Annotated in this window: 21 protein-coding genes and 1 pseudogene; 12 read left to right on the top strand and 10 right to left on the bottom strand. The window is 74.6% G+C overall.

Annotated features, from left to right (window positions below):
- Positions 1-19 precede the first annotated feature (19 nt).
- The 3 genes from SZN_RS17180 to SZN_RS17190 all read right to left on the bottom strand — a co-directional run bounded on the left by SZN_RS17180 (position 20) and on the right by SZN_RS17190 (position 4591).
- Positions 20-3286 carry a LamG-like jellyroll fold domain-containing protein gene (locus SZN_RS17180; RefSeq protein WP_007496662.1) on the bottom strand — a complete coding sequence of 1089 codons (3267 nt, stop codon included), beginning with the start codon at positions 3284-3286 and terminating at the stop codon, positions 20-22.
- Positions 3287-3575: 289 nt separating this feature from the next.
- A complete protein-coding gene (locus tag SZN_RS17185) occupies positions 3576-3818 on the bottom strand; it encodes a hypothetical protein (RefSeq protein WP_007496664.1) in 243 nt (80 codons plus the stop codon).
- A 50-nt stretch (positions 3819-3868) separates the two neighbouring features.
- Positions 3869-4591, bottom strand: coding sequence for a hotdog fold domain-containing protein (locus SZN_RS17190; protein ID WP_007496666.1), 723 nt, complete (start codon positions 4589-4591; stop codon positions 3869-3871).
- A gap of 241 nt (positions 4592-4832) precedes the next feature.
- Here SZN_RS17190 and SZN_RS17195 point away from each other — a divergent pair, with 241 nt between their 5' ends.
- From SZN_RS17195 to SZN_RS17205, 3 genes are all read left to right on the top strand, one after another.
- Positions 4833-5267, top strand: a complete 435-nt coding sequence (locus SZN_RS17195) for a hypothetical protein (RefSeq protein ID WP_007496668.1) — start codon at positions 4833-4835, stop codon at positions 5265-5267.
- Between the two features lie 275 nt (positions 5268-5542).
- Positions 5543-6109, top strand: coding sequence for a DUF4383 domain-containing protein (locus SZN_RS17200; protein WP_007496670.1), 567 nt, complete (start codon positions 5543-5545; stop codon positions 6107-6109).
- On the top strand, positions 6087-6839 hold the full coding sequence (locus tag SZN_RS17205) for an SDR family NAD(P)-dependent oxidoreductase (RefSeq protein ID WP_050815080.1): 753 nt from the start codon (positions 6087-6089) through the stop codon (positions 6837-6839). The genes SZN_RS17200 and SZN_RS17205 overlap by 23 nt, the downstream gene beginning before the upstream one ends.
- Before the next feature lie 358 nt (positions 6840-7197).
- Here SZN_RS17205 and SZN_RS17210 read toward each other — a convergent pair whose 3' ends face one another.
- Genes SZN_RS17210 through SZN_RS17225 form a run of 4 tightly spaced genes read right to left on the bottom strand, consistent with a single transcriptional unit; the run spans position 7198 to position 12156 of the window.
- On the bottom strand, positions 7198-8211 hold the full coding sequence (locus SZN_RS17210) for a Rieske (2Fe-2S) protein (RefSeq protein ID WP_007496674.1): 1014 nt from the start codon (positions 8209-8211) through the stop codon (positions 7198-7200).
- A complete protein-coding gene (locus tag SZN_RS17215; protein WP_007496677.1) occupies positions 8208-9254 on the bottom strand; it encodes a phytoene/squalene synthase family protein in 1047 nt (348 codons plus the stop codon). The genes SZN_RS17210 and SZN_RS17215 overlap by 4 nt, the downstream gene beginning before the upstream one ends.
- Positions 9251-10801 carry a phytoene desaturase family protein gene (gene crtI, locus SZN_RS17220; protein ID WP_007496678.1) on the bottom strand — a complete coding sequence of 517 codons (1551 nt, stop codon included), beginning with the start codon at positions 10799-10801 and terminating at the stop codon, positions 9251-9253. Before crtI ends, SZN_RS17215 begins: the two co-directional genes overlap by 4 nt.
- Positions 10798-12156, bottom strand: a complete 1359-nt coding sequence (locus tag SZN_RS17225; protein WP_007496680.1) for a polyprenyl synthetase family protein — start codon at positions 12154-12156, stop codon at positions 10798-10800. Before SZN_RS17225 ends, crtI begins: the two co-directional genes overlap by 4 nt.
- A 339-nt stretch (positions 12157-12495) precedes the next feature.
- Between SZN_RS17225 and SZN_RS17230 the strand changes: the two genes are divergently transcribed.
- From SZN_RS17230 to SZN_RS17245, 4 genes are all read left to right on the top strand, one after another.
- A complete protein-coding gene (locus SZN_RS17230; RefSeq protein WP_106432667.1) occupies positions 12496-13137 on the top strand; it encodes an RNA polymerase sigma factor in 642 nt (213 codons plus the stop codon).
- Between the two features lie 167 nt (positions 13138-13304).
- Positions 13305-14507, top strand: coding sequence for a lycopene cyclase family protein (locus SZN_RS17235; protein ID WP_007496684.1), 1203 nt, complete (start codon positions 13305-13307; stop codon positions 14505-14507).
- Positions 14508-14571: 64 nt separating this feature from the next.
- Positions 14572-15303 (top strand): class I SAM-dependent methyltransferase, encoded by a 732-nt coding sequence (locus SZN_RS17240; RefSeq protein ID WP_007496686.1) that lies wholly within the window; start codon positions 14572-14574, stop codon positions 15301-15303.
- A complete protein-coding gene (locus SZN_RS17245; RefSeq protein WP_007496688.1) occupies positions 15300-16865 on the top strand; it encodes an FAD-dependent oxidoreductase in 1566 nt (521 codons plus the stop codon). Before SZN_RS17240 ends, SZN_RS17245 begins: the two co-directional genes overlap by 4 nt.
- 48 nt (positions 16866-16913) lie before the next feature.
- On the opposite strand, the gene SZN_RS17250 is transcribed toward SZN_RS17245, so the two are convergent.
- Positions 16914-17702, bottom strand: coding sequence for an IclR family transcriptional regulator (locus SZN_RS17250; RefSeq protein ID WP_007496689.1), 789 nt, complete (start codon positions 17700-17702; stop codon positions 16914-16916).
- Positions 17703-17890: 188 nt separating this feature from the next.
- Here SZN_RS17250 and SZN_RS17255 point away from each other — a divergent pair, with 188 nt between their 5' ends.
- From SZN_RS17255 to SZN_RS17265, 3 genes are all read left to right on the top strand, one after another.
- Entirely contained in the window at positions 17891-19183 is a 1293-nt protein-coding gene (locus SZN_RS17255) for a lyase family protein (protein ID WP_007496691.1), read from the top strand.
- Positions 19176-20534: an MFS transporter gene (locus SZN_RS17260; RefSeq protein WP_007496694.1), complete on the top strand. Its 1359-nt coding sequence runs from the start codon at positions 19176-19178 to the stop codon at positions 20532-20534. Before SZN_RS17255 ends, SZN_RS17260 begins: the two co-directional genes overlap by 8 nt.
- Before the next feature lie 571 nt (positions 20535-21105).
- Positions 21106-22641 carry a pectate lyase family protein gene (locus SZN_RS17265; protein WP_007496695.1) on the top strand — a complete coding sequence of 512 codons (1536 nt, stop codon included), beginning with the start codon at positions 21106-21108 and terminating at the stop codon, positions 22639-22641.
- A gap of 92 nt (positions 22642-22733) precedes the next feature.
- Here SZN_RS17265 and SZN_RS17270 read toward each other — a convergent pair whose 3' ends face one another.
- Complete coding sequence (locus SZN_RS17270; protein ID WP_007496697.1) at positions 22734-23738, bottom strand: MerR family transcriptional regulator; 1005 nt, start codon at positions 23736-23738, stop codon at positions 22734-22736.
- 6 nt (positions 23739-23744) lie between these two features.
- Positions 23745-24386, bottom strand: a complete 642-nt coding sequence (locus SZN_RS17275) for a HEAT repeat domain-containing protein (RefSeq protein WP_043731310.1) — start codon at positions 24384-24386, stop codon at positions 23745-23747.
- A 72-nt stretch (positions 24387-24458) separates the two neighbouring features.
- On the opposite strand from SZN_RS17275, the pseudogene SZN_RS38750 reads away from it, so the two are divergent.
- A pseudogene (locus SZN_RS38750) lies at positions 24459-24645 on the top strand (DapH/DapD/GlmU-related protein); the annotation flags it as partial.
- A 184-nt stretch (positions 24646-24829) separates the two neighbouring features.
- Positions 24830-26044, top strand: a complete 1215-nt coding sequence (locus SZN_RS17280; protein WP_007496701.1) for a cysteine desulfurase-like protein — start codon at positions 24830-24832, stop codon at positions 26042-26044.
- The last annotated feature ends 157 nt before the right edge of the window (positions 26045-26201 follow it).

Raw genomic sequence — 26201 nt, forward strand, 5'->3', positions numbered from 1 at the left:
TTCGCTCACGTCGCTTCCGCTACGGCTTGCCGGCCGAGTAGAGCGCGCTCACCTCCTCGGCGGAGAGCGCCTTGTCGAACGCCCGGACCTCGTCCACCGCTCCGTTCCAGAAGTCGGTGTTGTTGCCGTCCCACTGGGCCCGGCCGACGGCCAGGGGGCCCGTGCTCGGGTAGGCGGCGCCCCCGGTGGCGGTCGCCGCCGGCTTCCCGTCGACGTACAGCCTGATCGTGTTGTCGGTGCTGTCGCGGACCCCGACCAGCTGGTACCAGCGGCCCTTCTCCGGTGTGAGGGCCAGCCGGGACCGGTTCTCGCCCGGGGTGCTGAAGGAGAACGCGCCCTGCCCGTACTGGAGATAGAACGGGCTCGCCTGGCGCCGGGTGTCCTGGCTGACCGCGGTGGCGTAGTTGCCGGGCAGCTCGTCCAGCCGCACCCACGCCGACACCGAGTAGCTCGCCGTGGTGTCGAGCACCGGCCCGGCGGTCTGCGCGTACTGGCCCTTGCCGTCGAACTTCAGCGCGCTGCCCCTGACTCCGGGCGTCCAGAAGGTGCCTTCGCTGAGCGTCAGCGACCTGGCGCCGGGTCCGGAGTCCTTCGCCGTGGTCCCGGTGCCCTCGTCCAGCGACCAGGACGCGCCGCCCGTGAGCGGCTGCCGCTCGCCGGCCGCGGCACCGGCCGCGATGACCTTGAGGTTGATCTCACGGACCCGGACCGGGTCGACCTTGATCTCCCGGCGGTCGTACGTGTAGAGGCCGTTGAGTTCGTTCTCCAGGTCGGAGATCTGGGTGTAGACCGAACCGGACAGTTCCGCGCCCGCCTGGTCCAGATAGAACTTCTCGGTGTTCTCCACGTATTTTCGGGTCAGTGCCTCCTTGTCGTTGACACCGCTGTAGATCACCGTCGGGGCGCCCGGCCACATGTGCCCGGGGGCGCGCAGCGTGAACCCGCCGTGCTCACCGTCCATCGCCGCGCGGTTCGCGTCGGGGAAGGGCGGATCGTCGTTGTTGTAGTCGTGATTGTCGATGATGTCGCCCTTGCCGGAATCCCCCTTGGAATTACAGCAGTTGACACCGCTGTGGGCGTTGACGATCCGCGACGGGTCGGCCGCCTTCACCGACTCGGCGATCTTGCCGGTCTCCGTGCGGTCCCACTCGCCCCAGCCCTCGTTGAAGATGTTGTAGCCGATCACCGAGGGCGAACTCCGGTGCTCCCGCTGGACCTCCTTGCCCTGGGAGACGAAGGCGTTGCGCCCGGTCTCGTTGGTCAGGTTGCCGGACACGAAGTCCTGCCAGACCAGCAGGCCGAGCCGGTCGGCCCAGTAGAACCAGCGCTGCGGTTCGACCTTGATGTGCTTGCGCACCGCGTTGAAGCCGAGCTTCTTGTGCGCCTTCAGGTCGAAGGAGAGCGCCTCGTCACTCGGCGCGGTGTACAGGCCCTCGGGCCAGAATCCCTGGTCGAGGGTGGCGAGGGAGAAGATCGGCTTGCCGTTGAGCACCAGCTTCTTGAAGCCGCCGACCGTCTCGACGCCTATCTTGCGCATACCGAAGTAGCTGGCGATCCGGTCCGTCGACCGGCCGTCGGTCAGCCTGACGTCGAGGTCGTAGAGGTAGGGGTCGTCCGGGCTCCACAGCCGCGGCTTCGGCACCGGAAGCCGCAGCTTCTCGTTCGCCGGGCCGGTCACCTTGCCGACGACCTTGCCCCGCTTGTCCTTGGCCACGGCCTCGACCTGCGCCCGCGCGGACGCCGTGCCCGACTCCACCGTCACCGCCAGGGTGCTGGAGTCGACGTCCGGGGTGGAGACCACGTTGTCGATGGCGGCCTTGGCCACCGGCTCCATCCAGACCGTCTGCCAGATGCCCGACGACTGGGTGTAGAAGATGCCGCCCGGGTTGGTGGACTGCTTGCCGGTGGGCTGGTCGGCGCCCCCGGTGTCGGTGACCGCGACGATGATCTCCTGCGGGCCGCTGCCCTTGAGCGCGTCGGTGACATCGGCGCTGAAGGCGTCGTAACCGCCGGTGTGGTCGGCGACCTTGGTGCCGTTGACGTACACCCGGGCCTCGTAGTCCACGGCGCCGAAGTTCAGCTTCAGCCGGCTGTCCTTGCCGACCTTCCAGTCCTTCGGGACGCTCACCGTGCGGCGGTAGAACATGTAGTCCTCGTGCCGCTCCAGCCCGGAGAGCTGTGACTCGACCGGGAACGGCACGATGACCTTCTCGGCGAGGTCCTTGCCGAACGCCGGCTGCTCGCCCGCCTTGGCGCCGCTGAACTGCCAGGGGCCGTTCAGGTTCTTCCACTTGGAGCGCACCTGCTGCGGACGCGGGTACTCCGGCAGCGGGTTGTTCTTGTCGACCTTGTCGCCCCACTTGGTGGTGAGCCGGTGGGTCGAGGCGTTGTCGGCGTAGCGCGCGATCTTCGGCACGGCCTTGCCGCCCGCCGTCAGACCGCCGTCGCCGTCGTAACTCACCCGGACCTGCTGGTTCTTCTGGATGGGTTCGGCGAGCGTCACGACCAGGGAGTTGCGGTCACCGGACGCGGTCCTGACCGACTTCAGGGGGAAGGCGGTGGTGTCGGCCTCGACCTTGAGGTGGTCCTTGACCGTCGCGAGGTCGGCGATCCGGTCCTCGAAGCGGGCGCGCACCTGCCGCCCGTCCCCGGCCACGGACATCTCCACCGGGTAGACCTCGAAGTCCGCCGGCGGGGTGAACGCGGACATCGGCACGATCTGCTTGGCCAGGTTCGCGCTGGACCAGCGCAGGAACATGTTGGCCCCGCCGACGTCCTGGAACATCTCCATACGGAAGTCGAGCTTCTCGCCCGCCTGGAGCCGCACCGGAGCGCTGGTCTGCTCCTTGTCCCAGTCGGGCACCCAGTGGTCGATGACCGACTTGCCGCCGATGCTGAGCCGGAAGCCGTTGTCGCCGATGGCGTAGAAGGTGTAGTCGCCGGTGGCCGGCACCTCGATCTGACCCGTCCAACGGGCCGTCGTGTTCTCGGTCTTGCCGGTCATCTCCTGGAAAGTGCTGGTCAGACCCGAGAAGTTGATCTGCGGTTCGAGCTGGGTACCGCCGAGGACGGCGAAGTCCCGGGCACCCGGCGCGGACATGCTGAAGTACTCGCCCTTGAGGCCCTTGACCTGGACGGCGGGAGTCGCGGCGGACGGTGCCTCGGCGGTGGTGGCGGACCGCTCGGCGGCGGACGCCGTGACGGCCAGGCCGCTCGGCAGGAGCAGAGCGGCCGCGGCCAGCAGCGCCCACGCTCTGGCCCTCGGGCGATCGTGTTGTCTTGTCATCGGACCTTTCCTCGTACGGGGGTGCGGACCGGGCCCGGTCGTCCTGCGAGCCGGGGCTCGCGGATGCGGCGGACGATCGGGACGGACGCGGGTCGGGCGGCTCTTGCAACGTTGGAAATTTCTGCGACAGCGGAATGACAACACGCGTCTTGACGGCTGTCCAGACCTCGCGCACCACTGTGTCGGTCCGCCAACGGGGTGCCGCCCGCCGCGAGATGGACTCACCGGGCCGGCACCGGCGCGGCGAGATGGACTCACCGGGCCGGCACCGGCGCCCGCCGCGCCGGCGTCAGCGGCAGTCGTAGGCGAACCGGGCCGCGGCCGTGAAACGGTCGGGCGTGAGGAGGCGGAGTTCGGCCCGCGCGGTCCGGCGCCCCTCGCCCCGGAAGGTCCACCGCAGCCGCAGCCGCAGCCGTGTCTCTTGCCGGCCGCGGACCAGCACCTCCCGCAGGACCCCGGAGGCGGTGCCGTCGCTGCGGGTCCAGCGGTAGGTCGGCGTGCCAGGACGGCCGTTCGTCCGTACGGCGGCCACGACTTCGGCGGTGGGCGTGCCCCGACCCTGGCCCCCGCGGCCTGGTGCGGTCAGGGAGCGGGTCTCGGATCGATCCACAGCGCCTCGGACACGGCGCACAGTTCCCCCTCGGCCGTGGCGAGCGCCACCCCCATCGTGTGTTTGCGCCCCGACTCCGACAGGAGCCACGCGTAGGAGAGATGGGGTTCGCCCGCGGTGACCGGGCGCAGGATCGTGCCGGTCAGAGCGGCGGTGACCGCGCCCGGCCGCTGGGTGCCGAGGAAGCGGCCCGCCCAGTGCCCGGGGCAGTCCAGGGCGCCCCAGACCAGTTCGGCCGGGAGCAGGCCGCCGGGGCCGGCGAACCCGGGCGACGGCGTCCAGGCGGTCGCCACGAGGTCGCGCCCCGGCACCGGCGCGCAGTACACGCGCAGCCCCCGGCCGGGCGCCCGCAGACCGCAGCCGAAGCAGTCGGCCGCGCCGGACGGCGGATCGGCGCGGAACCGGTCGGAGGCGGCGGCCGCCTCGTCCCAGGAGGGCGCGTCCGGCACGGTCGGCGCCAGGTCGGCGGCGCGTGCCGTGGCCAGGGGCCGCTCCGCCGCGCCCAGTTCCGCGCCGCCGTCCGCCGAGGCCGCGATCCGTACGGGCTCGCCCACCGGAACCGGACCGCGGAAGTCCACCCGCACCGTCCGCGCCCCGGAGCGCCGCGCCAGCACCCCGGCGACATAGCCGCCGAAGGCCACCCCGGGATAGCCGCAGTACAGCTCCGGCACCACGATCGCCTCGCTCGTCGTCATGATCCCCACTCCACCACACAACCGGGGCGCCGCGGGGGCGGGTTCAGCGGCGCGGTGCGCCCGTGGCCGGGCGGGTCGGAAGGCGGGCGCCGGCCGGCTCCCGTGCCCCCGCCCGCGCGTCCGTGCCGGGGCCCGACCCCGGGAGCGGGGCGGGGCGTCGGACCGCCGGCCGGACATCGTGGGTGCTCGGCGCGGATGACGGAGATCGAACGTGTTTGCTGCCGAAGGATGCGGCAACGCGATGTCCATGAGCCCATCGAACAACGACACCAGTCAAGATTCCGCAACCGCGAAGGGGGCGGCGGCCAAGGCCCGCCGCACCACCTCCCGCGCGACCGCTCCGGCGTCGAAGGCGGCGGGCAAGGCTGCCGACAAGGCCGGTGAGACCGCGTCAGCCGGCGCGGGCGCGGCCGCGCGGACGGCCAGGGCGACCACCGCGGTCGCCCACACGGCGGCCCAGAGCGTCGAGGCCGGACGGCAGGCCGTCGTCGCCGCCTCGGGTCAGGCCGCGGCCTGCGCCAAGACGACCTGGACGCTCGTCGCCCACCGCAAGGCCGTGGTGGCGGGCGTCGGCGCGGGACTGACCGCGCTGGGTGCCGTGTCCTACGCGGCGGGCCGGCGGGCCGGCCGGCGCACCCTGGGTCCGCTCACCCGGATGACCGGTGGCCGGATCTGACGAGCCGGGCACCACCGTCCGCTCAGCGAGCAGGACCGCTGAGGCAGCAGGGCGGCGGCGACTTCGCACTGACCGAGAGGCAGCCCGCGGTGTCGCCGCCGCCCTGTCGCGTTCCGCCCCGCGGTCTCCCGCGATTCCCCGCGGTCTCCCGCGACTCCTCGCGGGGCGGGTGCAACCGAATGACGGTTTTATGGCGAATGGTGCTGTGTGCACCCCCACCCGGTGCCGCTCCGGTGGACGTGGCGACGCGTTCGCGGATCGGGAAAGGAACCGCCATGAAACTGAGCGACGAACTCCCCGTCGACCACAAGCTGGCCTCTGTCTACCGGTACGGCGCCGCCTTCTGCGGACTCGTCCTGCTGGTCTTCGGCGCGCTCGGGTTCGCCGACCGGCTGAGCCCGTTCAGCACGGACGGGCAGCACCTCGCGGGCATGTCCACCAACGGCGTACTGAGCCTGATCTCCGTCCTCGTGGGGCTGGCCCTCGTCGGCGGCGCCGTGGTCGGCGGCAACTTCGCCTCGACGCTCAACATGGTGGTCGGCGTGCTGTTCCTGCTCAGCGGCTTCGCCCACATCTTCGTCCTCGACCGCCCGGCCAACGTGCTCGACTTCGGCATGACCAACGTGATGTTCAGCTTCGTCATGGGGCTGGTCGTCCTGACGTTCGGCATGTACGGGCGGGTGTCGAGCAAGCTGTCGCACGACAACCCCTACTGGCGCCGCCGGCGCGCCCGTGAGGCGGCCCGCGAGTCCCTCACGGCCCGCCGCCTCGCGCAGGGCGAGGACGGCACGCCGACACCGCGCTCGCTCACGGCGACCCATGCGCAGCGCAAGGGCTGGTAGCGGGGAGGGCGGGGCAGGAGGCGGGCGCGGGGAACTGCGCGGGGCGCGCGTCCTCGTCCCGGGAGCCACCGGTGAGATCGGCGGCGCCCTCGCCGTGCGCCTGCACGCCCTCGGGGCCCGGACGGCCCTCGCCGGCCGCGACCGCGACGCGCTCACCCGGATCTCGGCCGCCTGCGGCGGCGCCCCCGCCCGCACCTTCGACGCCTGGGACCTGGAAGCGTGCGCCCGTACGGCCGACTGGGCCGCCGCGGAACTGGGCGGCCTGGACGCGGTCGTGGTGTGCGTCGGCGTCGCCGCCTTCGGGCCCGCGGCGGACCTGGGCGAGGACGTGGCCGAGCACCTCATGGCGGTCAACGCGCTCGCCCCGATGGCCTTCCTGCGCGCCGCCTGCGCCCACGTCGGCGCGGGCGGTGTCCTCGCCGCCGTCACCGGGGTGGTGGCCGAGGCGGCACCGGCCGGGATGGCGGACTACGCGGCGGCGAAGGCCGCCCTGGCCACCTGGCTCACGGCGGTGCGCCGGGAGCGGCGGCGGGACGGGGTGACGGTGCTGGAGATCGACCTGCCGCACGTCGCCACCGGCTTCGCGCGACGCGCCGTCGCGGGCCGGGCACCCGCGCTGCCGGCGGGGATGCCCCTCCAGGAGGCGGTGGACGCGATCACCGAGGCCCTGTCCTGCGCCGCGCGCCGCGTACGACCCGCTCCGGGCGGGGGGCTGGAGACGCTGCGGTAGGGGCGCCCGCGGTGGTGGCGCCGCCCGTGGGGCGGGGGAGCGGGGGCGTACGGCTCCGGGACCGGCACCCCGCCCCGCCTCGGGGTTCCGGCCGGGCGGCGCCCCACGCGGACCCCCTCGGCAGGGTGCCGCCTGACCCCCGCGACCGTCCCCCGGCGGTCACCGGTGCTCCGGTGGTCCCGGTGGTCCACGCCCGGCGGGTGCCGCGCGCCCGTGCCGCGTCCCCACGAGGTCGCGGACCGGGCCGCCGGTCCCTCGGGAGTGCGGCCCGGTCGAGGACGGCGAGGGGAGCCGGGGTCCGCACTCCCGACGGCGCTCGCCGCCGAGGTCCGCCGCGCCCGCCCCGGCGCTGGTCGCCTCAGCCCGGGAACCGGCCGGTCGAGCGCAGCAGCCAGCGGCGTTCGGCGTAGGCCAGGTCGTCGCGCCACAGGCGGCCGGCCGCTGCCGCCATGAAGCGGCGCAGGACGGGTGCCGCGCCGCGGGCCGCGGCGAAGCCCGGCCGTTCCGAGGAGGCCAGGACCGCCTCGACCACGGCGGTGCGCGGCCGGCCCAGCTCGTCCGGGCCGAGCGGCGTCGCGTGCGTCTCGACGACCGAGCCGCGCCCCTCGCCCTCGGTGATGCGCATGACGACGGTGCGCGGACCCGGCGTGCTGAAGACCGCCCGCACCGGCACGACGAGCCGCCCGGCGACCTTGAAGGAGACGTCCACGGTGAACCCGTCGTCGTCCGGATCGTCCCCGGACGGGGTCCCCACCACGGTCAGGTCGACGAAGGAGTACGGATGGAACCAGGCGCCGTGCCAGGGGTCCAGCCGGTTGGCGACGACGTCCTCGGGCTCGCAGGTCCCCACCCCGGTGTAGACCGCGGACACCGAACGGGCCAGCGGCGGACGGGCGGGGACGACCGGCGCCGCCAGCGGCGGCTCGCCGCCCACCTGGTCGAGCCGCACCCAGACCAGCACCCCGTCGTCGTGCACGGGCAGCGGCTCCCAGCCCGCGAACGGGCCGCCGTCCAGGGCCAGTCCGTGCCAGTGGCAGATCAGCGTCCCGCAGCGCACCGGGCTGTCGGCGAGCGGGGCACCCAGGTGCGGGCAGATCCCGGGACCCGCCGCGAGCCGTCCGCCGGCGGTGCGCCACACCACGATCTCGCGCCCGGCCACGGTGGCCGGCAGCGGCCGGTCCCGGCGTACGTCCCGGGTGGCGCCGACGACGTACCAGTTGCCGGACGGCCTGGCCTCCGCGCGCTTGAGCGCGTCCGCGATGACGCCCGGCTTGGCCTGGCGCCAGGTCGGCCGCTGTGCGTCCCAGCGCACCGGGCGGCGGCGCAGCGAGAGCGGGTAGCGGGCGCGGGCGCCCGGTCGGCGGGCCTTCATGCGATCCTCCGGTCGGCATGGGACGCGGCCGGGGCCGGTGGCAGGGGCGGGGACGCGGGCACGGGTGCGGCGGGCGTGTGCGGCGCCGGGGGCGTACGGTTCCCGCGCGACCGGGCCCGCAGCCTGGCCGCGGCGACGCGGGCCAGGCCGTCGGCCGCCACGGCTGCCCGGCGCCGCCGCGGGACGACCGCCCGGTGGTGCAGCGGGCGGTACCCGTCCCGCGCGACGGCGTCCAGGATGCCGCCGTAGAGGACGAACGCCGTCCTGATGCAGGGCCGCGCCACCGGGTCGAGCATGGCGAGGCCGGGTGCCGCCTCGCCGTAGACCACCCGCGTGAGCTGTTCGAACTCGCGCAGGGCCGCGGTGATCCGGGGGTCGGGCCGCCCGCCCGCCCGGCTCCAGCGCAGCAGGTCCCGGTCGACGCCGTGCGCTGCCAGCAGGTCGGCGGGCAGGTAGACACGGCCGCGGTCGAGGTCCTCGCCGACGTCCCGCAGGAAGTTCGTCAGCTGGAACGCCACTCCGAGCGCCGCCGCGTGCGGGGCCGCCTCCTCGCGGGGGACCACCGTGCCGAGCACCGGCAGCATCTGGAGCCCGATCACCTCCGCCGAGCCGTACGTGTAGGTGCGCAGATCCGCGTAGGTGGCGTACTCCGTGACGTCGAGGTCGGCCCGCATCGCCGTCATGAAGGCCGCGAAGTGGCGGTGGTCGATGGCGTACCGGCGCGCGGTGTCGGCGAGGGCGCGGACCACCGGCTCCGCGCTGTCCCCCGCGCGCAGCCCCGCCGCCAGCTCCCGCTGGAGCCGGGCGAGGCGCACCGCGCGCTCGGCGGGACCGGTGGCGGCGTCGAGGGAGTCGACGATGTCGTCGGCCCAGCGGGCGAACCCGTACAGGGCGTGCACGGCGGGCCTGCGCTCCACCGGCAGCAGCCGCGTGGCGAGGAAGTAGGTCTTGCCGTGCCGGGCGTTGAGCCGGCGGCACTCGGTGTACGCCCGGCGCAGCGCGGGCTCGGTGACGCCGGCCGCGTCGAGTTCACGGTCGGTCATGCGGGCCTCTGTTCCTCGGAGGTTCGGACGGCGGTGCGCGGACGGGAGCCGGCTCTCGGGCGCCGCGCGCCGCCGGTGATGCGCGCCGCGGCCAGCTTCCCCGACACCAGGACGGTCGGCACGCCGACGCCGGGCGTGGTGCCGCAGCCGGCGAGGACGGCGTTGACCGTCCCGCGCACCAGGTTGCGCGGCCGGAAGGGCCCGGTCTGCGCGAAGGTGTGCGCGGCGGAGAACGGCGAGCCGGCCGCGTGGCCCTGGGCCTGCCAGTCGGCCGGGGTGACCAGGCACTGCTCCTCGATGGCGGACGCGATGCCGTCGAGGCCGCGCCGCTCCAGCTCGCCGAGCAGGCTGTGGCGGTAGCCGGGGGCGAGGTCGCCCCAGGCGGCGGCGCTCGGGCCCAGCGCGGTGTTGGGGCACGGGGCGAGGATGTAGTGCAGATGCCGTCCGGGCGGGGCGAGGTCCGGGTCGGTGGTGGTGGGCCGGGTGATGAGCAGCGACGGGTCGCTCATCAGACGGCCGCTCTCGGTGAGTTCGGAGAAGGTCTGCCGCCACGCCTGCCCGAAGGAGATCGTGTGGTGGCCCAGCCAGGGCCAGGTGCGGTCGGTGCCCGCGTGCAGGACCACGGCCGAGGGCGAGAACCGCAGGCCCGCGGGACGTCTCGGGGCCCGGCCGAGCAGCCCGTAGGCGACCGGCAGGTCGGGCGTGAGGACGACGGCGTCGCAGGGGATGCGGCCGGCGTCGGTGACGACGGCGGTGATCCGCTCGCCGGAGCGTTCGAGCCTGGTGACCGTCTCGCCGAAGCGCAGCTCGGCGCCCGCGTCGGCCGCGGCGTCCGCCATGGCGCGCGGCAGGGCGTACATGCCGCCGCGCGGGAAGTAGACGCCCGCCACGGTGTCCATGTACGCGATCACGGCGTAGGCGGCCAGGGCCCGTTCGGGTGCCACACCCGCGTACAGGGACTGGAAGGAGAAGACCCGCCGCAGTCGCTCGTCGCGGAGGAACCGTCCGATCCGGGCGTCGAGGCGCCCGAACCCGCCGAGCGCGGCCAGCCGCGCGAGGTCGGGATGGAGCAGTTGCAGGGGCGAGTCGAAGTTCGCGTCGATGAAGCGCCCCATCTGCGCCCGGTAGAGCCGTTCCAGCCAGATCCGCAGCCGCCGGTAGCCCGCGGCCTCGCGCGCTCCGGCGAACCGTTCCACCTCGGCCTCCATCGCGGCGGCCCCCGTGTGGACGTCCAGGGTGCTGCCGTCGGCGAACCGGGCCCGGTAGGCGGGGTGCAGCGGCACCAGGTCGACGCGGGCGCGCAGGCTGTCGCCGACGGCGGCGAACGCCTCGTCGGCCAGCTCCGGCATCGTCAGCACCGTCGGCCCGGTGTCGAAGCGGTAGCCGCCGCGCACCAGCCGCCCCGCGCGCCCGCCGGGCGTCGCGTCGCGTTCGACGAGGGTCACCCGCCGCCCGGCGCCGAGCAGATGCAGCGCGGCGGCCAGCCCGGACAGGCCCGCGCCGACGACCACGACATGGTCGGTGCGCCCGGGGACGGTCCGCGTCATCGGGCGGCCCCCTCGTCCGTCACGGTCAGCAGGAGCGGCAGCGGTGCGGGGGCGTCCGCCGCGCCGCCGCCGTCCGGTGGCGCGCCGGCCGCGCCGCGCAGCAGGGTCCGCAGGTGCTCCACCGCACGGGGGTCGAGCACGGGCGTGTCGAGGTGCCGCAGCCCCTGGCCGACCAGGCGGTGGATCTTCGCCTCCACGCTGTGCCGCGCCCCGGTCGCCTCGAAGACCTCGCGGACGGCGGCCAGGTCGTCCTCGGAGGCGTCCGCCCGGCCGAGGGTGCCGTGCAGCACCGCGAGCGCGTGCCGGTCACCGGCGGTCTCGGCGCGCGCCTGCGCGACGGCGCAGAGGTAGGTCGGCTTGCCGCTGCGCAGGTCGCCGCCGACGGGCTTGCCGGTCTCGGCGGGGTCGCCGAACACGTCCAGCAGGTCGTCGCGGAGCTGGAAGGCCAGACCGACGCTGCGGCCCGCCGAGCACAGGGCGCGTACGGCGGCCGGGTCGGCGTCGGCGAGCGCCGCGCCCAGCGCGAGCGGGCGCTCCACCGAGTACAGCGCGCTCTTCAGGCACGCCGCCCGGATCGCACGCGCCGGCGCACGGGTCAGCGTGGCCTCGCCCTGGACGTCCAGATACTGCCCGGCCACCATCTCCAGCCGCATGGCGCTCCACAGGTCCCGAAGCCGGCGGGCGGTGTCGCGGGGCAGCTCGGTGTCCGCGACGACGTCGTCCGCCCAGGCCAGGGCCAGGTCACCGGCGAGGATCGCGGCGGCCTGCCCGAGCCGGGCGCCGCGCGGGCCGGCTCCGGCGTCCGCCCCGGGCACGGCGGCCGCGGCGTACTGCGCCTCGACGTCGGCGTGCAGCGCGGGCCGCCCCCGGCGTGTGCGGGCGCCGTCCATCACGTCGTCGTGTATCAACGCGCAGGTCTGGATGAGTTCGAGGGCGGCTCCCACCCGCAGGGCGGCGTGGGTGCGCGCGGGGTCGGCGCCGCCGCAGGCCCGCAGTGCCCACCACACCAGCCGGGCGCGGCTGAGCTTGCCGCCGCTCTGCGTGAAGCGGGCCACCCGGTCGGCCAGGTCCCGCGCGAACAGCGGGTCGACGGCCTGGGCCGCCGCCACCCGCCGGGTGAGCAGATCCCGCAGGACCGCGCGCACCGCGCCGCTCACGTCGCCGTCCACGGCGCGCGCGTCGCCCCAGGGGTCCGGGCCCGCCGCGCACGCCGCAGCGCCGGGCGGATCGGGGTGACCGTGGCCCGCTTCCCCGGCGGCGGGCCGTCGTCCCGACGCGGGGGCGGACGGCCCGGCGCCGGGGTGCTCGCGCGGACGCCGGTCCACGCGGTGGTCCTGTGCCACGGTCGGGCTCATGCCGGTTCCCCTCATCGAGATCCTCGCGATCACAGCTCGTGTCGTTGTGACGGGTTCCGCGCGGACGGCCGGGACGGATGCGCCCGGACGCACACCGCGGGCAGATGTCCCGCCCGGCCCGGCCCGGCGCGTGCGCCCGCGCGCCGCCGCCTCGCCGTCGTGCCCCATGGCCTTCGCACTCTCTTCCCGGTCCCACCGCCGGCCGGTCCGCTACCGGTTGCCGGGGCGGCAGATTTTCGATGCAAAGACGATGCGAGTTGGTGGAGATCGCTTTGCCTCCGCATGGTGGACACGTTCTGGTCGCTGACCGCGACCGACCGGTCCAGCGGAGGAGTAGCCATGACGGCCGCACAGCAAACCCGCGCCTACCCGGGTGACGCCCCCGCGCCCGGCGCGCGGGACGGCGGCCCGGCGACGGGCGGCACGCTCGACGACGCGGACCTCGTCACCGGGTTCCTGGCCGGTGACGAGGTCTGCGTGCAGGCCGTCCACCACCGCTGGGGTCCGCTCGTGTACACCCTCGCCCGGCGCTCGCTGGGGGACGCGCGGGAGGCGGAGGATGTCACCCAAGTGGTGTTCCTCGCCGCCTGGCGGGGCCGCGCCGGGTTCGTCCCCGGCCGCGGCACCCTCCCCGGATGGCTGGTCGGCATCGCCCGCCGGAAGATCGCCGACGCGCTGTCCGCCCGCACCCGCCGCACCGAGCTGGTCGCCGCCGCCGGGGCCAGGCTGCTGACGGCCGCGGACGAGGCGGTGCGGCCGGAGGCGTCCATCGACCGGGTCATGCTCGCCGAGGAGATGGAGCGCCTTCCCGAGGCCCAGCGCAGGGTGCTCAACCTGGCCTTCTACGACGACCTGACCCAGGTCCAGATCGCCGAACTCACCGGCTGGCCCCTGGGGACCGTCAAGAGCCACGCCCGCCGGGGGCTGCGCCGGCTGGCCTGCCGGCTCGACGAGTACGACGCCGTCGCGTGCGCGGCGTGAAAACGCTGCACAAGCGCTGCGACATCGCTCCCGCTCCCGGTGCGAACCCCGCGACGCCGTACGCGTACCCGTACGGACGGAACCCGTGATGTTCCGCATCCGAACGGGTACTCCTCGCGGAATGTCTGCGACAGGCCCGGCAGCGCCGCGGAGGGAGTGAACCGGTCGTGATCGAGGCGGACGTCGCCATCATCGGAGCGGGAGCCGCGGGGCTCTCGCTCGCCCACCGGCTCTGCCTGCCCGCGCCCGGCGCCCGGCCCGCCCGCCGCCCCTCCGTCGTCCTCGTCACCGCGCCGCCCGGCCCGCTGCGCCCGCCCGCGCGCACCTGGTGCTTCTGGGAGGCGGGCCGCGGCCGCTTCGACGCCGCGGTCACCACCGCGTGGCGCCGCCTGCGCGTCCATCCGCCCACCGGTGAACCGATCGAGGACGACATCTCCCCCCTGCGGTACAAGATGATCCGCTCCGACGACTTCGAGTGCCTCGTCGAGCACGACCTCACCCGCACCGGCCGGGTCCGGCGGCTGGAGGCGGTCGTCGACGACGTGGAGGGCGTCGCCGACGGGGCACGCGTCCACGCCCGTACGGCCTCCGGGTCGAGCCGCTGCGTCCAGGCCCGCTGGGTCTTCGACTCCCGCCCCCTCGGCAGCCTCCCCGCGGCCCGCACCACCCTGCTCCAGCACTTCCACGGCTGGTTCGTGCGCACCCCGCGCCCCGTCTTCGACCCGGCCCGCGCCGACCTCATGGACTTCCGCACCGCCCAGCCCGCCACGGGGCTGTCGTTCGGCTACCTGCTGCCCACCGGCACCCGGCAGGCCCTGGTCGAGTACACCGAGTTCTCCCCGGCCGTGCTGTCCGCGGACGCGTACGAGAAGGCGCTGCGGCACTACACCGGCAGCGTGCTCGGCCTGACGGACTTCGAGGTGACCGCGACCGAGACGGGCGTCATCCCCATGACCGACGCCCGCTTCGCACGGCGCACGGGCGACTCCGTCTTCCGCATCGGCACGGCGGGCGGAGCCACCCGGCCCTCCACCGGCTACACCTTCGCCGGTGTGCAGCGCCAGACCGCGGCCGTCGCGGCGGCCCTCGGACAGGGCCGCCGGCCCGTGCCGCCGCAGCCGCACCCGCTCCGCTCCCGCGCCATGGACGCCGTCCTCCTGCACGCCCTCGACAGCGGACTCGTGGACGGCGCGGCGTTCTTCGCGCGGCTGTTCACCCGGGTCCCCATGACCCGGCTGCTGCGCTTCCTCGACGGCGAGACCCGTCCGCACGAGGAACTCGGCATCGGCCTCCACACCCCCGTCCTGCCGATGCTCCGGGCCGCCGCCGCGGTCCCGCTGCTGCCCCGGCGCCCCTTCCCCGGACCCTGACCGGCGCGCCCCACGCGCCCGGCCCCCTCAGCTCGAACTCCCCGACGACCCCTCAGGAGACAGCGTGACCCTGCTGCGTGACGCGGAACTGGCCGCCGCGTTCGACCATGCCGCGCACAGCTACGACACGCTCGTGGCCGCCAACCCCGGCTACCACGCGCATCTGCGCCGCTCCGCCCGTCGCCTCGGGCTGCCCGCGTCCGGCGCCGGGCTGCGCGTGCTGGACCTCGGCTGCGGGACGGGCGCCTCCACCGCCGCGCTGCGCTCGGTGCTGCCCGCCGCCGGGATCACGGCCGTGGACGCCTCCCCGGGGATGCTCGCCCGCGCCCGCGCCAAGGCCTGGGACGACCGGGTCGACTTCGTGTGCGCCCCGGCCGAGTCCCTGGCCGAGGCAGGGGTGCGCGGCCCCTTCGACGCGGTCTTCGCCGCCTACCTCTTCCGCAACGTGGCCGACCCCGACGCCGTCCTCGCCTCCGTGCACGGCATGCTCGCCCCGCACGGCCGGCTCGCCGTCCACGAGTACGCCCTCAGCGGCAGGCGCGCCCACCGCGCCGTGTGGAGCGCCGTGTGCCGGGGCGTGGTCCTGCCGGTTGCCACCGCGTTCGGCGACGGAGACCTCTACCGCCATCTCTGGCACAGCGTCGTCGCGTTCGACACGGCCGACGCCTTCGCGCAGCGCGTGCGCCGCGCCGGGTTCGACCGGGTGCGCGCCCTGCCCCTGCCCGGCTGGCAGACCGGGATCACCCACACCGTGGTCGCCCGCCGCGCCGCCGCGCCCGCCGGGAGCGGACGATGACCGGCCGGGCGGCCCGCCCCGGCCGCGACCGGCACGCCGTCTTCCTGCCCCCGCCGCCCGGCGCGCCCCGGATCGGCGGCACGCCCCGCAGCACCGCCGTCGTCGGAGGCGGCATCGCCGGACTTGCCGCCGCGACCGGACTCGCCGAACGCGGCGTCGACGTCACCCTGTTCGAACGCGAGCCCTACCTGGGCGGCCGCGTCGGCGGCTGGGCGACCGAACTCGACGACGGCACCACCGTGACCATGAGCCGCGGCTTCCACGCCTTCTTCCGCCAGTACTACAACCTGCGCCGGCTGCTGCGCCGCACCGATCCCCGCCTCGACCGCCTCACCGGCCTGCCCGACTACCCGCTGCGCCACGGCAACGGCCTCCACGACAGCTTCCGCCGGGTCCCGCGCACCCCGCCGATGAGCGCGGTCGGCTTCGTGGCGCTCAGCCGCTCCTTCCGCTCCCGCGACCTCGTGCGGATGAACCCCGCCGCCGCGCTCCCCCTGCTCGACGTGCGCGTGCCCGAGATCTACGAGCGCCTCGACCGGGTCAGCGCCCACGACTTCCTCGACACCCTGCGCTTCCCGCCGGACGCCCGGCACCTGGCCTTCGAGGTCTTCTCCCGCAGCTTCTTCGCCGACCCCCGGAACCTCTCGGCCGCCGAGATGGTGCTGATGTTCCACATCTACTTCCTCGGCTCCGCGGAAGGACTGCTCTTCGACGTCCCCGCCGACCCCTTCCCGGCCGGGCTGTGGAACCCGCTGGGCGGCCATCTGCGCGACCGGGGCGCCGGGATCCGCACCTCCACCGCGGTCGAGAGCGTCACCCCCACCGCCGACGGCGCCTACGTCGTCGTCGCGGACGGACGCGAGACACGCCACGACGCCGTCGTCCTCGCCCTCGACACCGCCGGACTGCGCTCCCTGACCGAGCGCTCGCCCGGACTGGGCGACCCGCTGTGGCGCGAGCGCGTCGCCCGGCTGCGCACCGCTCCGCCCTTCCTCGTCTCCCGCCTCTGGCTGGACCGCCCCGTGGAGCGCACCCGGCCGGGCTTCCTCGGCACGGCCGGATACGGCTCGCTGGACAACATCAGCGTCCTGGAGCGCTTCGAGGGCGAGTCCGCCCGCTGGGCCGCGCGCACCGGCGGCTCCGTCGTCGAACTGCACGGCTACGCGCTGCCCGAGCACGCGGACCGCGAGGTGGAGGCCAAACGGCTGATCGAACAGCTCACCCGCGTCTACCCCGAGACACGGCACGCCCGCGTCCTCGACGCCCGCCACGAATGGCGCCAGGACTGCCCCCTGTTCCCGGTCGGCGGCTACGACGACCGCCCCGGGGTGCGCACCTCCAGTCCGGGCCTGGTCCTCGCGGGCGACCTCGTCCGCACCGGCCTGCCGGTGGCCCTCATGGAACGGGCGGCGACCAGCGGCTTCCTCGCCGCCAACGCACTGCTCGAACGCTGGGGAGTGCGCGGCCACCCCCTGTGGACCGTCCCCCGCCGCGGCCGCAGCGCCCTGCTGCGGGGCCTGGCGCACACGGCACCGGCACGCCGGACGGCGCCGCAGGGATAGCCCGCGCCCCGCGGGGCGGGCCGCCCCGGCGCCGCCGACCGGGGCGGCTCACCCCCGTCGGCGCGCGGCCGCCTGCGTGGGCGCGGGCAGTTCGAGGTTCCTGCGGATCGCGGCGCTCGCCGACTTCAGGATCTGGGCGACCTCCTCGACCCGGTGCACGAGGCGGGAGGTGGGGCCGGAGACGTTGACGACCGCGATGATCGAGTCGTTGCGGTCCCGTACCGGCACACCCACGGAGGTGAGGCCGACCTCCGCCTCCTCGCTGGCGACGGCGTAGCCCTGCGCGCGCTCCGTGTGGAGCCGTTCGAACAGTTCGCTCAGTGTGGCCGGGGCCGCGAGGGCCGACATCGGGGTGGCGAGATCACCCGCGGTCAGCTCCTCCACCAGCGCGTCGTCGCTGTCGAAGAGCAGCGCCCGCCCGGAGGCGGTGCAGTGCATGGGGGAACTGCGCCCGACCCAGCCGCCCGCGCGCAGGGACTGGTGCGACTCCTCCCGCAGGACGGTCAGCGAGCGGTTGCCCTGCTGCACCGAGAGAAGCGCGACCTCGCCCTTGCGTGCCACCAAGGTCTGCAGCACCGGGCGCGCGACGTGCAGCAGGGGGGTGTCGCCGGCGCCGGCGGCGAGGATCAGCAACGACCAGCTGAGCCGGTACGCCCTGCTCTCGGGGTGCTGCTCGACCAGCCCACCGCGCTGCATCGCCTGCAGCATGCGCGAGACCTGGCTGCGCTCGCGGCCGACCGAGCGCGCGAGCTCGCTGACGCTGTGCTCCCCGCCGGGTCCGCCGCCCTGCCCGAACGCCAGGAGCAGCGCCGCGACCCGCTCCGGCCCTGAGTCCATCTCTCTCACCCACCAGCTTGTTGCTCTGTGAACACCAAGATACAGACGTGTTAACGCAGCTGTCACGGGACTTCCGGGGGCCTGATGTTGCTGTCAGAGCACCGCTCCTAGGCAGTGGTGGAGGTCGTGCCTAATGTCGCAGCAGCTTTCGCGCCGATGTGACGCGCGACACTCGAAAGGACTGCCCTGTGCCTCCTACCTCCACGCCCAGCGCCACGGCGGCGCCCTCGCTCTACGGCGAGCAGACGAGGCTCTCGCTGGGGAACTTCCCGGCACCCGGCCGGACCTTCGCAGAGGTCTCCGCGTTCGTCCGCAACTACGCACTCGTCAAGCAGGCCGCGGCGGAGGCCAACCACGCCCTCGGTGTCCTGGACCCGGCCCGGCGGGACGCCATCGTGGCGACGTGCCGGGAGATCGCCTCCGGCGAGCACGCCGAGCAGTTTCCGTCCGCGCTCGTCCTCGGCGGCGGCGGGACGACGACCAACATGAACGTCAACGAGGTCATCGCGGCCCGCGCCGCGCAGCTGGCGGGCCGCCCCGTCCACCCGAACGATCACGTCAACGCCTCCCAGTCGACCAACGACAGCTATCCCACCGCGATGGCGCTGACCGTCATGGACCTGGTCGAGCGCCCGGTCTCCGCGCTGGAGGAACTCGCCCGCACCCTGGAGGCGAAGGCGGCGGAGTACGAGGAGACGGTGCACCTCGGCCGGACCTGCCTGCGGGACGCGGTCACGCTCACCGCGGGCCAGTCGCACCGCGCCCAGGCGGCCGCCGTCCGCCGCACCGCGGGCGGCCTGCACGCGGCAGCGGCGTCGCTGCACGCGGTACCGCTGGGGGCCACCGCGATCGGCACCGGCGCCGGGGCCCCCGACGGCTACCGGGAACTCGCCGTCAAGGAGCTGGCCGCGGCGGCGAACCGGCGGCTGATCCCGGCGCCCGACCTGTTCGACGCCCTCGCCCACCTCGACCCCTACGCGGACGTGGCCGCCGCCGGAGCCCGGGTGGCCATCACCCTGGCCAAGATCGCCGCCGATGTCCGACTGCTGTCGTCCGGGCCCGCCGGCGGCCTCGGCGACCTGACGATCCCCGCGGTGCAGGCCGGCTCGTCGATCATGCCCGCGAAGGTCAATCCGGTGATCCCGGAGTACGTGATGCAGCTGAGCTACCGCGTGCGCGGCGCCGCCCACACCGTGGAACTCGCCGTCGCGGCGGGTGAGCTGGAGCTCAACGTGATGGAACCGGTGATCGTGGACGCCTTCGTCGGCATCTTCGACGACCTCACCGCGGCGGCCACCACCTTCGCCCGGCGCTGTGTCGCCGGCCTCGCGTGGGACGGCCCCCGCCGGGCGGACAACGCCGCCGCGGCACTCGACGCCTGGGTCGACATGTCGGCCACGAGCGGATACGAGGCCGCGACCGCCCGGCTCCGCAGCCGGAACAGCGCCAACGCCACCAGCGACGGAGAGCACCGTGACTGAGACCGCCCGGACGGACGCGCCCGTCGCCTACGAGGACGCCCCCCTCACCCGCTTCCACATCCGCGTCGCTGTCGCCGGGACCGGCGGACAGTTCAGCGACGGCTTCATCCTCGGCATCATCGGTATCGTCCTCACCTCCGCCTCCGGTGCCCTGGGACTCACCCCGCTGTGGATCGGTCTGCTCGGAGCCGCGACGCTCGCCGGACTCTTCCTCGGGGCCGTCGTCACCGGACCCATCGCCGACAAGGTGGGCCGCAAGCACATCTTCGGCTGGAACATGTCCGTCTTCGCGGTCCTGTCCGGACTCCAGTTCTTCATCCAGGAGCCCTGGCAGCTGCTGGTGCTCAGGCTCCTGATCGGCGTCGTCCTCGGCGCCGACTACGTGGTCAGCAAGTCCCTCGTCACGGAACTGTCCCCGAGGCGGTCCCGCGGCCGCCTCATGAGCCTCCTCGCCGTGGCCTGGGCCGGCGGCTACGTCATGGCCTACCTCGTCGGCTTCCTGCTCACCGACGTCGGCGGCGAGTCGTGGCGGTACATGCTGGCCGTCAGCGCGCTCCCCGCCGTACTGACGTTCGGATTCCGGCTCGGTGTCCCCGAATCACCGCTGTGGCTCACCAGGCACGGCCGCACCGAAGAGGCCGCGGCCATCATCAGGCGCCACCTCGGACCCGGCGTCCAGCCGCCGCCGGAGGTCACCAGCACCCGACAGGGAGGCATGCGCGACCTGTTCACCGCGAAGCACCGCAAGCGCACCGCCGTCGGCGCGCTGTTCTACGTCTGCCAGGTCATCCCCTTCTTCGCTCTGGGCACGTTCGCCCCGCAGGTGATGAAGTCCCTCGGCGTGACGAGCGCCCTGGCGGCCGGGGCCGCCTACAACGTCTTCCTTCTCGTGGGCGCCGTCCTCGGTCTGCTCTTCATCGACCGGATCCCGCGGCGGTCCTTCCTCATCGGCACCTTCTTCGCCGGCGCGGCCCTGCTCACGGCCCTCATGGCCTTCGCCGACGTCAACCCGGTGATCGCCGTCGGGCTCTTCGCCCTCTTCGCACTCGTGCTGGCCGCCGCGGTCAACCTCGAGTTCGTCTACCCGCCGGAACTCTTCCCGACGGAGGTCCGCGCGTCCGGGGTCGGAGTGGCCGTCGCCGCGAGCCGCCTCGGCTCCGCGTCCAGCACCTTCCTGCTGCCCATCGTCGTGGACGCGTACGGCGTCAACGTCGCCCTCGGCGGATGCGTCGCGGTCCTCGCCGTCGGCGGACTCATCTGCTGGGCGTGGGCTCCGGAAACGAGCAGGCAGTCCCTGACCGAGGCCCCGGACGCCCCCGCCGAGCACCCGGCCGCCCAACCGGCGCACTGAACAGCGCCCAGGCACGACACGGGCTGTCACCCGCGAACGCCCGGCCCGGCCCGCGCAGGCGAGGAGTACGGCGCGCTGCCGGCCGGGTCCGGGCACCTGTCGGCAGCGGTCAGGTGAAGAAGGGCTGTTCATACATGCGACCAGCAACCCGTCAAGGTGCCGCCTCGCAGAAATATCGTTCGAGAGTGTGAACCAAAGACCGTGCGCGGGTCTTGTCAGCCCGTCGAGCGCGTCCTATCGTCTCCGTTCGGAAAGCGCTTTCTCCAGGCTTTCGCTCCAGAAGCAGCAAGGTCGGCACAGCGTCGCGGGAGCCGCCGCGACGAGTGAACGAGCCGCCGCCGACCGGGCCGCGCGCACCCGCACCCCGCAAGCGCTCCCTCTGCACCCGCACCCGCACCGCCCAGGCCGCCGCACGCCCCGCGCACTGCCGCTCCGCGCGCTTCCCGTGCCGGCGCCTCCGCACCTCCGTACCTCCGCACTCCGTACGTCCGGCGGCGCCTCGTGTCCCGGGTCCCGCCCGTCCGTCATGAACCCCACCTGTCATGAGCACATCGGGAATTCAGGAGGAGAGATGAGAAGACCTCTCGCGCTGCGGCTGTCCGCGGCATCGGCGGCGCTGGCCCTGGCGGCCGCGGTCGGCATCGCCCTGTCCACGCCCGAGGCGTCGGCGGCCACCGGTTCCGCCACCGGCTTCGCCACCCAGAACGGCGGGACCACGGGCGGGGCCGGCGGGCAGACGGTCCGGGCCGCCACCGGCACCCAGATCCATCAGGCGCTCTGCAACAGGCCCAGCAGCAGCACGCCGATCACGATCGAGGTCCAGGGCACCATCAACCACGCCAACACCACGAAGGTGTCCGGCAGCAGCTGCAACACGGCCGCCGACGTCATCGAGCTCAAGCAGATCAGCAACGTCACGATCGTCGGCGTCGGCAGCGGCGCCGTCTTCGACCAACTGGGCATCCACATACGCCAGTCGAGCAACATCATCATCCAGAACGTGACGGTCCGCAACGTCAAGAAGTCGGGCTCACCCACCTCCAACGGCGGCGACGCCATCGGCATGGAGAGCGACGTGCGCAACGTCTGGGTCGACCACACGACCCTGGAGGCGTCCGGCGGCGAGTCGGAGGGCTACGACGGCCTGTTCGACATGAAGAACAACACGCAGTACGTGACGCTGTCCTACAGCATCCTGCGCAACTCCGGGCGCGGCGGCCTGATCGGCTCCAGCGAGAGCGACCGGTCCAACAGCAACATCACCTTCCACCACAACCTCTACGACAACATCGACTCCCGCACTCCGCTGCTGCGCGGCGGAACGGCGCACATGTACAACAACTACTACCGGAACCTGAAGGAGTCCGGCATCAACTCCCGCGCCGGAGCCAAGGCCAAGGTGGAGAACAACTACTTCAAGGACTCCAAGGACGTCCTGGGCACCTTCTACACCGACCAGCGGGGCTCGTGGCAGGTCGGCGGCAACCTCTTCGACAACGTGACCTGGTCCGCGCCCGGCTCCCAGAACTACCCCGCCGGGCCCGACCCGCAGTCGAACACGACCGTGGGCATCCCGTACCCCTACACCCTCGACGCCGCCTCCTGCGTACCGGACGTCGTGAGCCGGACCGCGGGCGCGAACACCGGTCTGAAGGTCTCGGACGGCAACTGCTCCCCGCAGACACCGCCGCCCGGCCCGACGACCACACCGCCCACCACCCCCGAACCGACCCCGCCTACCGGCACCAACCTCAGCATCGGCGCGGGCTCCGACGGCTCCAGCAAGGCCGACGGCACCAGCTACGGCAACGTCCGCGACGGCGACCTCGGCACCTACTGGTCACCGGCCGGCACCACCGGGTCCGTCTCGGTCAAGTGGGGCTCCGCGACCGCCGTGTCGCGCGTCGGCATCCGGGAGGCCGCCGGCTCCGCCGGAGCCATCGGCACCTGGCGACTGCTCAACGGGGACACCGGAGGCATCCTCGCCTCCGGCAGCGGCGCGGGCACCCTCTCCTTCCCGCAGACCTCGCTGAAGAAGATCACCTTCGAGATCACCGGGGCGACCGGCACCCCGAGGGTGGCCGAGTTCGAGACCTACGGCTCCTGACACCACCCGGCGCCGCCATCCGGCCGCCCCGGGCCCGCGCATCCGCCGGACAGCCGTCCGGCGCGCGCGGGCCCGGGGCGGCCCGCGCCACGTCAGCCCGGCCCGCGCCGCGCCAGCAGATACCGCGCCGTCAGGGCCACGCCCGGATCCTCGTCCTCCGTCAGCGCGGTGAGCGCGGCGGACGTCCGGGCGCCCGGGACGTCCGCCAGGGCCTGGGTCAGGCGGCGGCGCGCGGCCGAGTCCGCCCCGCCGTCCGTGAGCCGCCCGACCAGCCCCGCGGCGATCCGGTCGAGCAGCGCGGGATCGCGCGCCAGCGCGCCGAGCGCGTCGGCGGCGTCGACGTCGTTCACCGCCGCGACGACCATGTCGAGCAGCGCGGGGATCGACTCGGCAACTCCGCGCGCGCCCAGCGCCAGCGCCGCGCACCCCCGCACGCCGGGATCGCCGTCCGCGAGGGCGTCCTTCAGCAGCGGGACGGCCGCCGCCTGCGGCAGCTCGGCCACGGTCCGCACCGCCCGCCCGCGCACGTCGGCCCGCGCCGCCGCGAGCCCCCGTGCCAGCAGGGGCAGCGCCTCCTCACCGGCCTGGGCCAGACTCCACCGCAGGGCACCGGCGACGACCGGGTCCGGCTCGTCCAGCACCGCGTCCACCAGCGCCGCCACCGGTACCACGGCGTGCTCACCGGTGGCCAGGGCCGCGCGCTGGCGCTCGCCCGCGCTCTCCGACGCCAACGCCCGCAACAGCGCCACGACCTGGAGCACGTCCTCCCACCGGGCGGGCTCCGCGGCGTCGATGCGGCCGAGCCGCGCGAGCAGTTCCGTCTCCCGCTCGATCCGCTCGCGCGTCTGCCGGACGAGGTCCGCGACCAGCTCCGCGGGCGTGAATCCGGGGTCGTCCAGGGCGCGCCCCGCGTCGCGCAGCGACAGCCCCAGGGACCGCAGGCTCTCGATGTGGAAGATCCGCCGGATGTCCGTGCCGGAGTACTCGCGGTAGCCGCCCGGCGTACGCCCCGTCGGACGCACCAGGCCGAGCGACTCGTAGTGCCGGAGCATGCGCGCGCTCACCCCGGAACGCCGTGCCACCTCGCCGATCAACACCGCTGATCACTCCTCCTGCGCGGGCGGCCCCACGGCCACGATGCGCTTCGCGTCCTCGACGGCGCCCGCGAACTCCGCGTCCGGGTCGAGCGCCAGCCGCTCCGTCTCCCCGGCATGGTGCCGTACCCGGGCGACGGGATCCGCCGCCGCGGCACGCAGCGCGGGCGCGGCGTCCGCGCCGAGCGCGACCAGCGCCCGGCTGAGGCTCAGCCGGGTGTCCCGGTCGCCGCGCCCCAGCTGCGTCACCAGCACCCGGGCGAGCGCGGGCCGTTCGCCGTCGGGCGCGAGGACGACCGCGGTACGCCAGGCGGCCCGCGCCACCTCGTCGTCGGCGTCGGTGAGACGCGCGCGCGTGAGCGCGGGCCAGGCCCGCCGGTCCCCGATCTTGGAGAGGGTGTGCAGCGCCTGGCCGCGCGCCTGCGCCCGGTCCGAGTCCAGCTCCCTGAGGAGCCTCGGGACCGTCGCCTCGGCCGGGTGCCGTGTGAGCGCCCACGTCAGCATGTCCCGTACGAAGAACTCCGGCTCCACCGCGCACCGTTCGACGAGCCGGTCGATGTGCCGGGGGTCCGGCGCCGCGCCGATCGCGAGCGCCGCCGACAGCCGTACCGACGCGTCCTCGCTCGCCAGGCCCCGCTGTGCCCGCGCCATGTCCACGTACGTGTTCCTTCCCCTCGGGTGAGTGCGTCTCCGCGGCCCCAGTGAAGGGCCTGCCACGGTGTCAAGGTCAAGGCCGCCCGCCCGATCACCCTCGGCGACAACGTGGGGATCGGCGGCGGGGCCGTCGTCCTGCCCGGCGTCACCCTCGGCGACAACTCCGTCATCGGCGCCGGAGCCGTCGTCACCCAGGGACGTGCCGCCCGGCGTCGTCGCCGCCGGCAACCCCGCCCGCGTGGTGCGGAGTCTGTGAGAGCGCGGCCGCGGCCACCGCGACCGCCGACCCCCGCCGCCGCGCTCGCGTCCTCGACGCGGCCCTCGACCGCATCGCCGGGGAAGGCACCGCGCACGTCTGCCCACCGCGGCCGTGGCAGGCTGAGCCCCCGGACAGCGCACCCGGACAGCGCACCCGGACCGAGCCGCCGCAAGGAGCCCCCGTGACATACGACATCACAGCCCTCCGCTCCCGATTCCCGGCGCTGGAGGCCGGGATCGCCCACTTCGACGGGCCGGGCGGCACCCAGACCCCCGAGCCCGTCATCCGGGCCGTCGCGGACGCGCTCGCCCGCCCGCTGTCGAACCGGGGCCGGGTGGCGCCGGGGGAGCGCAACGCCGAGTCGATCGTCACCGGGACCCGTCAGGCCCTGGCCGACCTGCTGGGCGCGCAGCCCTCCGGCATCGTCTTCGGCCGCAGCGCCACCCAGCTCACCTACGACTTCGCCCGCACCCTCGCCAAGACCTGGTCACCGGGGGACGAGGTGGTCGTCACCCGCCTCGACCACGACGCCAACATCCGCCCGTGGGTCCAGGCGGCCGCGGTGGTCGGGGCCGTCGTGCGCTGGGCCGACTTCGACCCCGCCACCGGGGAGCTGACCGCCGACGACATCCGCGCCGTCCTGTCCGAGCGGACCCGGCTCGTCGCCGTCACCGCCGCGTCCAACCTGATCGGCACCCGCCCGGACATCCCCCGGATCACCCGACTGGTCCGCGGGAGCGGCGCGCTGAGCTACGTCGACGGCGTCCACCACGCCGCCCACACCCTGGTCGACCTGGAGCGGCTCGGTGCCGACTTCTACGTCTGCTCGCCGTACAAGTTCCTCGGCCCGCACCACGGAGTCCTCGCCGCCCGGCCGCAGTTGCTGGAGACGCTGCGGCCGGACAAGCTGCTGCCGTCCGGCGACGCCGTCCCGGAGCGCTTCGAACTGGGCACCCTGCCCTATGAGTTCCTCGCCGGAACCCGCGCGGCGGTCGACTTCCTCGCGGAGCTCGATCCCGACGCCCGCGGCACCCGCCGCCGGCGCCTCGAAGCCTCCTACGCCGCGCTCGAAGAGCACGAAGGCGGCCTGCGCGCACGGCTCGACACGGGGCTGGCCGCCCTGGACGGCGTCACGGTGCACTCCCGCGCGGCCGACCGCACGCCCACGCTGCTGCTGACGTTCGCGCGGCACGGCACGGCGGACGCCTACGCCTTCCTCGGCGAGCGCGGGGTGCACGCCCCCGCGTCCTCGTTCTACGCCGTCGAGGCGTCGCGGCGGCTGGGCCTCGGGGACGCGGGCGGCCTGCGCGTCGGCCTCGCGCCCTACACGAGCGAGCAGGACGTCGACCGGCTCCTGAGCGGTCTGGCCGAGTTCCTGGACCGCCCCGCCGGCTGACCGCGCGCCGGCCCCTCCCCGTGGGGGCAAGGGGACGCGGCCCCGCCGCGTGAGGGCACGGGGGCCCGGCCCCGCCGCGTGAGGGCACGGCCCCGCCCTCAGCCGCCCGGGGCGCCGTCCCCGGGCGGCGGCGTCCCGACGGTCCGCGCGACCGCCC

It is taken from the genome of Streptomyces zinciresistens K42, from assembly GCF_000225525.1.
GTDB lineage: Bacteria > Actinomycetota > Actinomycetes > Streptomycetales > Streptomycetaceae > Streptomyces > Streptomyces zinciresistens.